11 protein-coding genes are annotated in these 12,735 nt (G+C 59.0%); 5 read left to right on the forward strand and 6 right to left on the reverse strand.

All coding sequences use genetic code 11. From position 1 onward, the window contains the following. Positions 1 to 10: 10 nt before the first annotated feature. The 3 genes from HMPREF2888_RS05360 (at position 11) to HMPREF2888_RS05370 (ending at position 3,973) form a co-directional block, all read left to right on the forward strand. The gene (locus HMPREF2888_RS05360; protein ID WP_061920704.1) at positions 11 to 811 is read left to right on the forward strand and encodes an ABC transporter ATP-binding protein; all 801 of its coding nucleotides are present in this window, start codon (positions 11 to 13) and stop codon (positions 809 to 811) included. Further along, positions 812 to 1,714, forward strand: coding sequence for a siderophore-interacting protein (locus tag HMPREF2888_RS05365; RefSeq protein ID WP_062035784.1), 903 nt, complete (start codon positions 812 to 814; stop codon positions 1,712 to 1,714). It abuts the gene before it with no gap. 72 nt (positions 1,715 to 1,786) lie between these two features. Continuing rightward, positions 1,787 to 3,973, forward strand: coding sequence for an NADP-dependent isocitrate dehydrogenase (locus tag HMPREF2888_RS05370; protein ID WP_070518480.1), 2,187 nt, complete (start codon positions 1,787 to 1,789; stop codon positions 3,971 to 3,973). A gap of 109 nt (positions 3,974 to 4,082) precedes the next feature. Here the strand turns inward: HMPREF2888_RS05370 and HMPREF2888_RS05375 are convergent, their stop codons facing one another. Continuing rightward, positions 4,083 to 4,865, reverse strand: coding sequence for a MerR family transcriptional regulator (locus HMPREF2888_RS05375; protein ID WP_061920702.1), 783 nt, complete (start codon positions 4,863 to 4,865; stop codon positions 4,083 to 4,085). Positions 4,866 to 4,943: 78 nt separating this feature from the next. On the opposite strand from HMPREF2888_RS05375, the gene HMPREF2888_RS05380 reads away from it, so the two are divergent. Next, on the forward strand, positions 4,944 to 6,998 hold the full coding sequence (locus HMPREF2888_RS05380) for a M3 family metallopeptidase (RefSeq protein ID WP_061920700.1): 2,055 nt from the start codon (positions 4,944 to 4,946) through the stop codon (positions 6,996 to 6,998). A 66-nt stretch (positions 6,999 to 7,064) separates the two neighbouring features. Here HMPREF2888_RS05380 and HMPREF2888_RS05385 read toward each other — a convergent pair whose 3' ends face one another. From HMPREF2888_RS05385 to pdxS, 3 genes are all read right to left on the reverse strand, one after another. After that, positions 7,065 to 8,081: an HNH endonuclease signature motif containing protein gene (locus HMPREF2888_RS05385; protein WP_061920833.1), complete on the reverse strand. Its 1,017-nt coding sequence runs from the start codon at positions 8,079 to 8,081 to the stop codon at positions 7,065 to 7,067. An 86-nt stretch (positions 8,082 to 8,167) separates the two neighbouring features. Beyond that, complete coding sequence (gene pdxT / locus HMPREF2888_RS05390) at positions 8,168 to 8,761, reverse strand: pyridoxal 5'-phosphate synthase glutaminase subunit PdxT (RefSeq protein ID WP_082778550.1); 594 nt, start codon at positions 8,759 to 8,761, stop codon at positions 8,168 to 8,170. Positions 8,762 to 8,774: 13 nt separating this feature from the next. Continuing rightward, positions 8,775 to 9,683, reverse strand: a complete 909-nt coding sequence (pdxS, locus tag HMPREF2888_RS05395) for a pyridoxal 5'-phosphate synthase lyase subunit PdxS (protein WP_061920831.1) — start codon at positions 9,681 to 9,683, stop codon at positions 8,775 to 8,777. A gap of 81 nt (positions 9,684 to 9,764) precedes the next feature. Here pdxS and HMPREF2888_RS05400 point away from each other — a divergent pair, with 81 nt between their 5' ends. Further along, positions 9,765 to 11,081 (forward strand): MocR-like pyridoxine biosynthesis transcription factor PdxR, encoded by a 1,317-nt coding sequence (locus tag HMPREF2888_RS05400; RefSeq protein WP_070518481.1) that lies wholly within the window; start codon positions 9,765 to 9,767, stop codon positions 11,079 to 11,081. A 166-nt stretch (positions 11,082 to 11,247) separates the two neighbouring features. On the opposite strand, the gene HMPREF2888_RS05405 is transcribed toward HMPREF2888_RS05400, so the two are convergent. Then, on the reverse strand, positions 11,248 to 12,087 hold the full coding sequence (locus tag HMPREF2888_RS05405) for an SPFH domain-containing protein (RefSeq protein WP_061920695.1): 840 nt from the start codon (positions 12,085 to 12,087) through the stop codon (positions 11,248 to 11,250). After that, entirely contained in the window at positions 12,087 to 12,734 is a 648-nt protein-coding gene (locus tag HMPREF2888_RS05410; RefSeq protein WP_061920693.1) for a hypothetical protein, read from the reverse strand. The genes HMPREF2888_RS05405 and HMPREF2888_RS05410 overlap by 1 nt, the downstream gene beginning before the upstream one ends. Between the last annotated feature and the right edge of the window lies 1 nt (position 12,735).

A 12,735-nucleotide genomic window follows, 5' to 3' on the forward strand; every position in this document is an offset into this window, starting at 1 on the left:
CGTCGCCACAATGAAACAATCAGCACAACTTTCCGCGCAGGAAATCACCCTAAGCTACGGCGAGCACGACATCTTAAGCGATCTATCCCTCTCGCTCGCCCCAGGAAAGATAACCTCCATCGTCGGCCCAAACGGCTGCGGTAAGTCGACCCTCCTACGTTCGCTCTCCCGCCTGCTAAAGCCAACACACGGCGACATTTTCCTAGACGGTAAGGAGATTGCCGACATCCCGACCAAACAGCTCGCCACGTCGCTGGGCTTGCTACCGCAATCACCAATCGCGCCGGACGGAATCGTGGTCGCGGACCTCATCGGCCGCGGGCGTACTCCGCACCAGGGGCTGCTTGGCCGCTGGAGTCAGGAAGACTACGCAATTGTGGAAGAATCGATGGAGCTGACGGGCGTCGCCAGCCTGGCGCAGCGCTCCATCGATGAGCTCTCGGGCGGCCAACGCCAACGCGTGTGGATCACCATGGCACTAGCCCAGCGCACCGACATCTTGCTCTTGGATGAGCCCACCACCTATCTCGATATCAAGCATCAGCTCGAAGTCCTCGACCTGCTGGTGGACTTGAACGAAAAGCATGACACCACCATCGTGATGGTCATCCATGACCTCAACTTGGCTGCCCGGTACTCCGATGCGCTCATCGCTGTTAAAGATGGCACGGTCTACGCTCAAGGCACCCCGCAGGAAGTTTTGACACACCAGACCGTGCACGACGTGTTCGGTGTTGACTCGGTCATCGTTGATGATCCAGTCTCGGGGCTGCCGGCTGTCATGCCGATTGGGAAAAGGAGGGTGAAATAAGTGGCCTATCAACCATTCCGCGCGACCGTCGTCGACTCCACGCGGATTTCGCCAAGCTTTCAACGCGTACGCCTGTCTGGATTGAAAGAAATGGGCCCTGCAGGTGCGATCCACGATCTGCGCATCAAGCTGATCATCCCCGGCCCTGCCGGCCTGCCTGAACTGCCTGCCGCAGAAGATTGGTTCAGTTCCTGGCAAAAGCTCGACCCGGCTACCCGCGGAGCGATGCGCACATATTCTGTACGCGATTTAGACCGCGAAAACGGCATCCTCACCGTCGACTTCGTCCTGCATACTGCCCCTGGGCAAACCGGGCCAGCATCTTCTTGGGCACACGCGGCCAAACCCGGCGATAGCATTTACGTGATTGCTCCCCACGCCACCGACGCCCCAGGCCCTGGCATCGAATTCCAGCCCGGCGAGTCCCGCGAAATCCACATTCTGGGCGATGAAACCGCACTGCCTGCAATCGCCCGCATCCTCGACGAATGGCCGGCGGGGCTGACCGGCACTGTGCACATTGCGGTGCCCTACTTCCAGGATGCCCAAGCACTCGCTGCTCCAGCCGGTGTCAAGGTGGAATTCCTCCCGCACGACGAAGCCTCACTTATCGGCGCCCTCGCCCACCTCGCAGGTCTTCCCTCCCCCGCCCCTGCCGATAAAGACTTACAACCGAACTCCTTAAGCAGCGTCGTGGAGCGCGAAATCCTCTGGGAAACCCCCGCCTATTCCTCTTCCGGTGAAGAACTAGGCGAGCGCGCTGCAAGCGATGCGTATTGGTGGATTGCGGGAGAAAGCGGCGTCGTCAAGCGTATGCGTCGATTGCTGGTTAAAGAGGCCGGCGTGCCCCGTTCGGCTGTGTCTTTCATGGGATATTGGAAGCGTGGGGTCTCTGAGGGGTAGTCGTCAACGCCGCGAATACTAAGTAGGTATTCTGGTAGGTCGAAACATTTTCACGTTTTAATTAGGAGAATCATGGCAAAGATTATCTGGACCCGCACGGACGAAGCTCCGCTGCTTGCAACCTACTCTTTCAAGCCGGTTGTTGAGGCCTTCGCCTCCACCGCAGACATCGAGGTAGAAACCCGCGATATCTCCCTGGCCGGCCGCATCCTGGCGCAGTTCCCGGAGCGCCTCGGCGACAAGAAGGTCGAAGACGCCCTCGCTGAGCTGGGCAAGCTGGCTAAGACTCCGGAAGCTAACATCATCAAGCTGCCGAACATCTCCGCTTCCCTCGTCCAGCTAAAGAAGGCAATCGCTGAGCTGCAGGCTGCAGGTTACGACGTCCCGGATTACGAGGACGCGCAGGAGGCCTACGCTGTGGTTACCGGTTCCGCTGTGAACCCGGTGCTGCGTGAGGGCAACTCTGACCGCCGCGCTCCCATCGCAGTGAAGAACTTCGCGAAGAAGTACCCACACAAGATGGGCGCTTGGTCTGCTGATTCCAAGACCAACGTGGCCACCATGTCTGATAACGACTTCCGCCACAATGAGAAGTCCGTCATCCTGGAGCAGGATGACACCCTTTCCATCAAGCTCGTTGCTGAGGACGGCGCTGAGACCGTCCTGTTGGAGAAGCTACCGGTTCTAAAGGGCGAGGTTGTTGACGGCACCTTCATTTCCGCAAAGGCTCTGGATGAGTTCCTGAAGGCTCAGGTTGCACGCGCTAAGGAAGAGGGCGTTCTCTTCTCTGCTCACTTGAAGGCCACCATGATGAAGGTCTCTGACCCGATCATCTTCGGCCACGTTGTGCGCGCTTACTTCGCTGATGTCTTTGCACAGTACGGCGAGCAGCTTGAGGCCGCTGGTCTCAATGGCGAGAACGGCCTCGGCGCTATCTACGAGGGCCTGAACTCCCTCGAGAATGGCGAAGAGATCAACGCCGCATTCGACGCTGCTCTCGAAAATGGTCCGGACCTGGCTATGGTCAACTCCGCTAAGGGCATCAGCAACCTGCACGTCCCATCTGACGTCATCATCGACGCTTCCATGCCGGCCATGATCCGCACCTCCGGCCACATGTGGAACAAGAATGATGAAGAGCAGGACACCTTGGCTGTCATCCCTGATTCTTCTTACGCTGGCGTCTACCAGGCAGTTATCGATGATTGCAAGGCGAATGGCGCTTTCGATCCTTCCACCATGGGTACCGTTCCGAACGTCGGCTTGATGGCTCAGAAGGCTGAGGAGTACGGCTCCCACAACAAGACCTTCAAGGTGCCGGAGAACGGCACCGTACAGGTGACTAGCTCCGCTGGCGACGTCCTCATCGAGCACGACGTCGAGGCAGGCGACATCTGGCGCGCTTGCCAGACCAAGGATGCTCCGATCCAGGATTGGGTCAAGCTGGCTGTTAACCGCGCTCGCCTTTCCGGCATGAAGACCATCTTCTGGCTGGACCCGGAGCGCGCACACGACCGCAACATCACCTCCTTGGTTGAGAAGTACCTCCAAGACCACGACACCGAGGGCTTGGATATCTCCATCGCCTCCCCGGTCGAGGCAACCAAGATCTCCATCGAGCGCATCCGTAAGGGCGAAGACACCATCTCCGTCACCGGCAACGTGCTGCGTGACTACAACACCGACCTGTTCCCAATTCTCGAGCTCGGCACCTCCGCAAAGATGCTGTCTGTGGTTCCGCTGATGGCTGGCGGCGGCCTCTTCGAGACCGGTGCAGGCGGATCCGCTCCGAAGCACGTTCAGCAGGTTGAGGAAGAAAACCACCTGCGCTGGGATTCCCTGGGCGAGTTCCTTGCTCTGGCTGAGTCCTTCCGCCACGAGCTCAATGCGCACGGAAACACTAAGGCAGGCGTACTTGCCGACGCCCTCGACAAGGCCACCGAGACCCTCCTCGACGAGGGCAACTCCCCGTCCCGTAAGGTCGGTGAGAACGACAACCGTGGTTCTCACTTCCACTTGACCCTCAACTGGGCGAAGGAGCTGGCTGCTCAGACCGAAGATACTGAGCTGGCCGAGACCTTCAAGCCGGTTGCTGAGGCACTCGAGGCTAAGAAGGACGAGATCCAGCAGGGTCTGCTCGATGTTCAGGGCTCCCCAGCTGATCTGGGCGGCTACTACGCACCGGACGAGGAAAAGATTTCCTCCGTCATGCGCCCGGTTGCTGCCTTCAACGAGATCATTGACGGTCTGAAGAAGTAAACCGTAACAATTCGGCTCCCTTCTCTTACGGAGGGGAGCCTTTTTGTTGCTCGAGTACGGCGCTGAGTTGAGCTCGGTGCTTAGGCTTGCTTGGTGCGTTTGAGCATCACTAACGCCATTGCGCGGTGCCTGGGTCGATTCCCGCGGCGTGTGCGGCGGCGTTAATCGCGTCTTGGAGCCACTGCGCAAGACCTGGCGCCTGGGAATCGTAGTGAGCGCGGAAACGCTCGTCGGCGGTGTAGCCGCGCGCGATAAGCACATGTTTGGACTTCGATACTGGAAAGTGCTCACCTAACAATTCGCGGTGTCGCTCTACCAGCTGTAAAGCTTCCGGCGCCGTGGGGTCCATTCCGGCCGTACAAGCAGCGGCTAGCTCACGCTCGAGTTTTTCATGGCGTTGCTTAAGCTCTTCCCAGTCTGCCACGTTGCGGCGGACTGCATTGCGCTGGGAGATAGCCCAGTCTTCCGTATCGCCATAGGTTTCTTCGGCTTCGGCATGGTGTTCGGCGAAACTATCGCCAAGCACTGCCGCAATCTGCGAAACCGAGAGATTGTTGTTATTCATGGTTTCCTCCAAAAGAATATCGAGTGCGCGCACTTGTTCATCAAGGCGGCGTTGTCTTTCCATGAGCATCGCCCGCTGGCGGCGTAGGTGTTCCACCGGACTATCTCCCGCTTCCAAGGCCGCAGCTATATCTTTAAGCGGCATCCCCGTAGCGCGGTAGACCACAACTTTTTGCGCCCGTGCGATGTCTTGCTCCGAATAAAGCCGGTAGTTAGACCACGTACGAGCGTTCGGTATAACAAGTCCGCGTTCTTCCCAGTAGTGCAGAGTACGTACGCTGACTCCCAGAAATTCTGCGGCTTCGCCTACTTCCATGTGTGTGCTCATACCAAAATTTCACTCCCTTACGTCGCGTGAGAGTCAACTCACTCCGCTTCAGCCCCTTATTGGGTACATTGTTCACTTATGAATAATCCACTGCTTTCTCCGTCTACTCTGCCCTACCAATTGCCACCTTTTGCCGAGATTAAAGAAAAGCACTTCCTCCCAGCATTTCACGAGGCTCTTCAGCTTCACGATGCCGAAATCGCCGCCATCGTAGATAATCCCGCCGACCCGACGTGGGAAAACACCGTCGAGGCACTAGAGAGCTCCGGACAAGACCTGGAACGCGTCATTGCTGTCTTTGCGAATCTCTCCGGAACCGATATCACCGACGGTATGGAGGCCATCGGTTCGCAGCTGTGGCCAGAGCTTTCCGCCCATCAAGATGCGATCTATCAAAATGCGGTTCTCTACGCCCGTTTGAAGGAAGTGGGCGTAGACGTGCCCAAGGATGAGGAATCCCAGCGTCTATATGCTCATTTGCTGCGTACGTTTGCTCGCAAAGGCGCGGACTTAGATTCCGCAAGCAAGGCCCGGCTTTCGGAAATCAATCAGCGTCTTTCGACTCTGTCTGAGGAATTCGGCCGCACGCTGATGAAATCAACCCGAAAACTCGCGGTGGAGCTCACGGAACAGGAGTTGGAAGGCCTGCCGGAGGAGCGGAAGGCCTCTGCGAGCGCGGATGCAAAAGCTCTGGGTCGTGAAGGCTTCGTAATTCCTCTAGAGCTGCCAACTGTGCAATCGGAGCAGGCCCGTCTCGTGCAGCCGGAGGCTCGTGCGAAGCTTTATGAGGCGTCTGCTCGCCGCGGCGAAGGAAACGCAGAAGGTCTCATCGAGGCGGTGCAGCTGCGTGCCGAACGCGCAGAACTTTTGGGTTTTGCCTCGCATGCGGACTACGTCATCTCTGAGGAAACTGCAGGAAATGCCCAGGCAGCTCGCGATATGCTCTTCCAACTAGCACCTGCGGCTGAGGCCAACGCAGAAGGCGAACAGAAGTTGTTCGCCGAGGCAGCGAGCCTGCGCGATGAGGACTTTGGCGCAGCGGATTGGCCGTATTGGGAGTCGCAGGTGCGTGCTCGCGATTTTTCGCTGGACGAGGAAGAACTACGCAAGTACTTCCCCCTCGAACAGGTCTTGGAGGAAGGCGTATTCGCTGCTGCAAATCGTCTTTACGGCATCGTGGTTGTCCCGCGTGATGACTTGGAGGGATATGCTGAGGGCGTGCGCGTGTGGGAGGTCTTCGACGAGGGCCAGGATCCCGCAGCGGACAAGGACAATGGCATCGGCCTGTTTGTCACTGATTACTTCGGCCGCCCCACCAAACGCGGCGGGGCATGGATGAGCGAGTTTGTGGGTCAGGCAGGTCTGCTTGAGCGCAAACCGGTGATCGTGAACGTCATGGGAATTACCAAGCCGGCCGATGGTTCACAGCCGCTGCTGAGTTTGGACGAGCTGCGCACCGTCTTCCACGAGTTTGGCCATGCGCTGCATGGTTTACTCTCGGATGTCCGATATCCCACTTTCGCAGGTACAAACGTCCCCCGCGACTGGGTCGAGTTTCCCTCGCAGATTAATGAGAACTGGGCATTGGAGCCAGCACTGGTGAAGCGTTACGCCCGCCACGTGGATACCGGCGAAGTCATCCCCGATACACTCTTGCAGGCAGTTTCGGAAGCCAGCGAGTTCGGCCAGGGCTTTGCCACGGTGGAATACCTAGCGGCCTCTATTGTGGACTTGGCGTGGCACTCGCTTTCATTTGACGAAACCGCAGATCTCAAGGCGGCGGAGGTTGCGCAGTTCGAGAAGCAAGCCCTAGCCAAGGCCGGGCTGAACAACCCGCTTATCGCGCCGCGCTACCGTTCCCAGTACTTCAACCACATCTTCGCCGGCGGATACTCTGCAGGCTATTACTCCTACCTCTGGGCCGAGGTCCTCGACGCCGACGGATTTTCTTGGTTCAAGGAAGAAGGCGCCGGTGACTCGGACGAGCAAGCTCGTGCAGCTGGCGAGAAGTTCCGGAAGCTCATCTTGTCCAAGGGCGCATCGCGCGATTTCGCCGAAACCTACCGCGAACTGCGTGGCCGAGACAAGGACGTCGAGCCGCTGCTCAAGCGCCGCGGCCTCGCTGGTGCTTAAGGCATGCGTGTAGGCGCAATCGCCTAAGCGATTGCGCCAGTTCTGGCAACTACAGCTGGGTTACTGCTAGGTAACGAAGGTAGGCGGAGCTTCGTACGGTGGCTGCCATGCCACCCGCCCACCGATGCGGAGCATGCGCCCGCGTTCGGGAGGCGCATTCGGGTCATCGCCGTTTACACCGTTGTGATAGGAACACAGTGGAACCATATTTGAAACGTTGGTTTCGCCACCGTTTACCCAAGGCTCGATGTGGTGTATCTGGCAACGCTCAGCCGGAACTTTGCAATCCGGCCAGGCGCAGGTGGGGTTTTCTGCCGACAGCATCTTTCGCTGCTTCGTCGAGGCAAAGCGCGACATGCGGTATAGATCCACCGGCCCTTCCTCGCGGCTAATCAGGGTAACGAATCCCTCGCCGGAAAAGGTGCGCTCAAGATACTCCGCACCAGTCATTGTGGCACCGGAGGTAGTGCGCAAAATAACATCGCCATCACCGCGACCATTACCGCGCCGCAGCTCGCAATAATCCTCGAGGTGGACTACCACCATCGTGGTAGCCTGCGTGCGCACTCCGCCCTCGGACTGCGACTCCAAGAAGCTCGCGCCAGGGCGAGACTGATCGATGCCTTTGAATACATCCGTAATTCCCATCGAAGAACCAGTGACGGTCAGCGTGGCCAGACCATTGGGGTGCTGGCGCAAAGTAGCACGTTCAGATGCTACCCGCGGCGGCTGCATCTCCTTGAGGCGTTGGCGCGCGAGCCTTTCTACCTCTGGCGACGCCGCCGCGCAGAGTTCGACGCGCAAATTCCACGCCGCTACTTTCTTCTTAACTCGCGAAACAAAATGTTCGATGCGCCGCAGGGTGCTCAGGCTATGCTGCTGGTTTCGCGCGTGTGCAACGGCGGTGCGTTGCTTCTTGCTAAACGACGTCGGCCCAAAATAGGTGCTGTGGAGCGCCAGAAGCTCGGCGGCATCAGCAGACGTGGCACCTAAAGAAATCAGCTGTGCGGCAGACATGCCTTCGCACTCAGCGACGAGGTCAACGCCTCGGCTGAGTGCTGCAAGGTATGTCTTAAGGCTCATAGCCATCAAGCTACCCAGGCCTTCTACCAGGCACAACGCCTTGGCACCCAGGATGGTCAAATTCGCAGCTATCTGGCGGTTTAAAGCTACACGCTTAAGCCTGCCAACCACCGCGCGTGGATGCGGTCATCGCCATTTTCTTCTGGATGGAAGCTCAAAGCGATGACGTTGTCTTCCCGTACTCCCACGACAACTGGAGTTCCGTCCCTCTCAGGAACGGTGGCAATTACTTCCACCCCTGCGCCATGCGAGGTAACAACAGGCGCGCGGATGAAAGACGCCTCCACAGCCAGATCCTCCTCATCCAAGCGCACGGGCACAGTGCGCTCTTCAGAGAAGCGCTGGTTACCGAATCCATTGCGGCGCACGACGACGTCAAGCACACCGAGGCTCTGTTGCCCAGGCGCCGGATTCTCCAGTTCACGGGCAGAGTAAATCAGTCCGGCGCAGGTGGCGAGGACGGGCAGGCCGGCACGGATGGCGTCGCGAAGCGGCTGCGCAAGCTCGAAGGCGCGAGCAAGGCGGTCGATGGTGGAAGACTCGCCGCCTGGAAACACGATGCCATCAAGGCCATCCAAATCCCGGGGCAAGCGCACGCGGGTTACGTGTGCGCCGAGAGATTCCAGAATCGCAACGTGTTCCTCGACGCCGCCTTGCAAGGCCAGCACGCCAATCGTCAGCGCTTTGCCAGTCTTACCAGCCACGTTCAGCCAAACGGTGCGGAGCCGGAACGTCAGCTACGTTGATGCCTACCATCGCCTCGCCGAGACCGCGGGAAATCTTCGCCAGCTCAGCCGGCTGGTCATACAGCGTGGCCGCCTTAACGATGGCCTCCGCGCGAGCAGCCGGATTGCCAGACTTGAAGATACCGGAGCCGACGAAGACGCCCTCGGCGCCCATCTGACGGACGAGTGCGGCGTCGGCAGGCGTTGCGACACCACCGGCAACGAAGAGCACGACCGGCAGCTTGCCTGTCTCTGCCACCTCTGCGACAAGGTCGTACGGAGCCTGCAACTCCTTGGCTGCGACATACAGCTCATCGCGATCCAGGTGCTGCAGGCGGGCAATCTCGCCACGAATGGTACGCAGGTGCTTTACTGCCTCGGAGACGTCGCCGGTGCCGGCTTCGCCCTTGGAACGAATCATGGCAGCACCCTCAGTGATACGGCGCAGCGCTTCACCCAGGTTGGTAGCACCGCAGACGAAAGGCACATCGAAGTCCCACTTGTTGATGTGGTTGACGTAATCGGCCGGAGATAGAACCTCGGACTCGTCAATAAAGTCCACACCGAGCTCAGCCAGGATCTGAGCTTCAACGAAGTGGCCAATACGAGACTTTGCCATCACCGGGATGGAAACCGCATCGACGATTCCCTCAATAAGGTCCGGATCCGACATACGAGCGACGCCGCCCTGCGCGCGAATATCCGCTGGCACACGCTCCAAGGCCATGACGGCGGCAGCACCAGCATCTTCGGCGATCTTTGCCTGTTCCGGGGTAACGACGTCCATGATGACGCCGCCTTTAAGCATATCCGCGAGGCCGCGCTTGACGCGGGTGGTTGCAATCTTGGAAGTATTTTCAGTCTTGTTTTCAGCCATGCGAATCATCGAACCGCATAAAGTGGTCCACAACAAGGTCCAATCTAGGCCATTTGGATTAGACCACTTTAAGATGAGGATATGAATTTAGGCCTCGACCCGGACGATTCGCGGACGCTGCCAGTGCAGATTGCGGCAGCCATCCGCGAGATGGTTGCCACTGGCGCACTGCTGCCAGGCGAGCAGATAGATTCAACCCGTACCTTATCGGCGCAGCTAGGCGTCTCGCGCGGAACTGTGGTAACCGCTTTCGATCAACTCATCGCCGAGGGCTACCTCGTCGCAAGCACAGGCTCCGGGACCCGCATCAATCCTCGCCTCCACCCCACCAAAGCCCCCGCGACCGCCCCTAAATCGCACACCCCACCGCCCCTCAACCGGGTGGAGCTAACCCCCGGCCTACCCGATACAACGAGCCTCATCACCCCCGAATGGCGTGCTGCCTGGCGCAACGCCGCCGCGCTTGCCAACGCTCCCCTTCTAACCCAAGAAATCGGTCACCACCTCCGCCACATGCGCGGCCTTGCGGTAGATCCGGATCGCATCCTCGTCACCGCCGGTGCGCGTGAGGGGCTTGCGTTGTTATTGCGGAGCGTCGCTAAGCAGCTGCGTATTGGCGTGGAATCGCCGGGTTATCCCAGTCTGCGCAAGGTACCGGAGGCTTTAGGCCATACCCTCGTGGAAGTACCTACCGATTCAGAGGGTGTGCGTGTTCCGCTAACGGACCTAGATGCGCTCATCGTCACTCCGAGCCATCAATATCCGTACGGCGATTCCCTCTCGGCTACTCGTCGAACGGAGCTGGTGCGGTGGGCACGGGAGACGGGGGTACTCATCATTGAGGACGATTTCGACTCCGAACTGCGCTACGTAGGCCAACCTTTGCCCGCGCTGACTGCCCTCGAGCCCGAGCACACGGCGCTGTTGGGCACGTTTAGCTCGGTAATCTCCCCGACCATCGCTTGTGGATATCTCGTCGTCCCGGAGCACCTGCGCGAGCCGCTTGTACAGCAGCGTCAGCTTTTTGGGCAGCCCGTGAGCTCTATTACCCAAGATGCGTTGGCGGGGTTTATGGCCAGCGGTGCGCTGCGCCGTCACACCGGCAAAATGCGCCGCGCTTACCGACGCCGCCGTGACCTAGTCACCGCCACCTTCCGCACGCTACCTGGCGTCGAGCTGCTACCAATTCGCGGTGGTCTGCACGCTGTGTTGCTCTGCGAACGCCCAGCGGCAGCGGTGGTCACACGGGCAGCGGAACAGGGAATCGGACTTACTGCACTAGCTGATTACTGGGGCGGAGAGAAAGCACCAAACGGAGTCGTATTGGGCTTTGGCCACCTCAGCGACTTGGAATTGGCGTTAGCACTCGCTGCGGTCGCAGAAGCCGCATCTCTTTAATGGGTAGTAACTCGCGCTGATTGCGCACTCATGCGCGTGCGCAGCCAACCTGCCTACGAGCATGCCTGGCGGCACTGAGCCGCGTGCAGGAAAAGCCGAAAGGGCCACGCATAGAACGTGACCCTTTAGTTGCTGCGCTAACGGTTTACTGCGGCTGCCTAGGACGTTACTTATCCTCAGCCTTTTTAGCGCCGGCTAGCTGCGAGAAGTTCTCGTTGAAATCCTTAAATCCCTTCGAGAAGGTGCCGAGGTTATCCATGAAGCCACCCATGATGTCCATCGGCAGTGGGAAGACGATGGTGGAGTTCTGGTCTGCGCCTAACTCCAGCACCGTCTGCAGGTAACGAAGCTGCAAAGCCGCAGGAGCCTTACCCAGCTCCTCCGCGGCTTCTCGCAGCTCGCGGGAAGACTGCAACTCGCCGTGTGCGGAGATGACCTTGGCGCGACGCTCACGCTCGGCTTCTGCCTCGCGGGCAAGGGCACGCTGCATCATTTCTGGGATTTCCACGTCCTTGATCTCCACGATGCGGGTGATTACGCCCCAGCGCTCGGTCTGGCCGTTGATGATATTCGCAAGATCCTCGTTGAGTTCTTCGCGGTGCGCGAGGAGATCATCGAGATCCGCGCGGCCCAACAGGCTACGCAGAGTCGTCTGCGCGATTTGCGACGTAGCGACGGCATAGTTTTCCACTTCCAGCACGGCCTTGAGCGAATCCGTCACCTCGAACATGACCACGGCGTTCACGCGCACGGAGACGTTGTCCTTGGTAATGATTTCCTGCGGCGGGATGGTAAGTGTCACCACACGCTGGTCCACGCGCTCGAGCTTATCGATGCCCGGCCACATGAAATGCAGGCCCGGCTCCATGAGCGGACGCAGATGGCCGAATCGGAAGGCCACTCCGCGCTCGTACTGTTTGATGACTTTCAGCGAGTACATCAAAAAGACGATGATGAGCGCGACGATGATGCCGATGACGATCGGCCAGAAAACGAGTGCTGACATTAGCTAGCTTCTTCCTTCTTGCGTTCCGAGCGATAACGGCTGGACTTGCCGTACTTCGAACCATAGCGGTCGATTTGGGCGGCCAGCTCGGCTTCACGGTTGTCCATTTCGGGGACGACGATCTGCGGCGCATTCGATGGCGTATTCCACAGGTGGCGTGCCAACGGATAGACACCAAGACCGGTAATCACCAAGACGGTGGCAAGGGTGATAAGCACCTCGGACAGCGAGTGGTTGGTAATTAGGGACGACAGCGGGAGCAGGTAGCCCATAGCGGCCACCGCGAGGGCAATTCCGCGGTGGAAACGACCAGAGTCGGAGTGTGGCCATGGGTCGAGCTGCCGGGTGACTTCCCTGCCATGGTGGGAGACCGTGCAGGCATCCTTTACTGGACAGGTATTGCACACCGTGGGGTTGGCGCGGTAACGCATGACGCGGTTTTCCGGGTCAAAGCTCGACGGCCAAAGCCACTGATCTTCAGGGCACTGCCAGGCGTCGTGTTCCTCCAAGTAGCGGAAAGTGCCAGCGCGGTTAGCCATGGTGCGGTTGGCGGTTTGCTTCGCCATTGCATCAAAGCCCCACGCTACGACCAGCAGAAACAGGCCGTAGCACACCGCCAGGAGGGTAAAGATTCCTGGAGCTTGCATT

The sequence above is a fragment of the Corynebacterium sp. HMSC077D03 genome (assembly GCF_001808545.1).
GTDB lineage: Bacteria > Actinomycetota > Actinomycetes > Mycobacteriales > Mycobacteriaceae > Corynebacterium > Corynebacterium simulans.

What these genes read in the sequence shown, in the direction of transcription:
- HMPREF2888_RS05375 (WP_061920702.1), bottom strand. Translation starts at nt 4,865, where the DNA reads ATGAGCACACACATGGAAGTAGGCGAAGCCGCAGAATTTCTGGGAGTC.
- HMPREF2888_RS05380 (WP_061920700.1), top strand. Translation starts at nt 4,944, where the DNA reads ATGAATAATCCACTGCTTTCTCCGTCTACTCTGCCCTACCAATTGCCA.
- HMPREF2888_RS05370 (WP_070518480.1), top strand. Translation starts at nt 1,787, where the DNA reads ATGGCAAAGATTATCTGGACCCGCACGGACGAAGCTCCGCTGCTTGCA.
- HMPREF2888_RS05405 (WP_061920695.1), bottom strand. Translation starts at nt 12,087, where the DNA reads ATGTCAGCACTCGTTTTCTGGCCGATCGTCATCGGCATCATCGTCGCG.
- HMPREF2888_RS05410 (WP_061920693.1), bottom strand. Translation starts at nt 12,734, where the DNA reads ATGCAAGCTCCAGGAATCTTTACCCTCCTGGCGGTGTGCTACGGCCTG.
- HMPREF2888_RS05400 (WP_070518481.1), top strand. Translation starts at nt 9,765, where the DNA reads ATGAATTTAGGCCTCGACCCGGACGATTCGCGGACGCTGCCAGTGCAG.
- HMPREF2888_RS05385 (WP_061920833.1), bottom strand. Translation starts at nt 8,081, where the DNA reads ATGAGCCTTAAGACATACCTTGCAGCACTCAGCCGAGGCGTTGACCTC.
- pdxS (WP_061920831.1), bottom strand. Translation starts at nt 9,683, where the DNA reads ATGGCTGAAAACAAGACTGAAAATACTTCCAAGATTGCAACCACCCGC.
- HMPREF2888_RS05360 (WP_061920704.1), top strand. Translation starts at nt 11, where the DNA reads ATGAAACAATCAGCACAACTTTCCGCGCAGGAAATCACCCTAAGCTAC.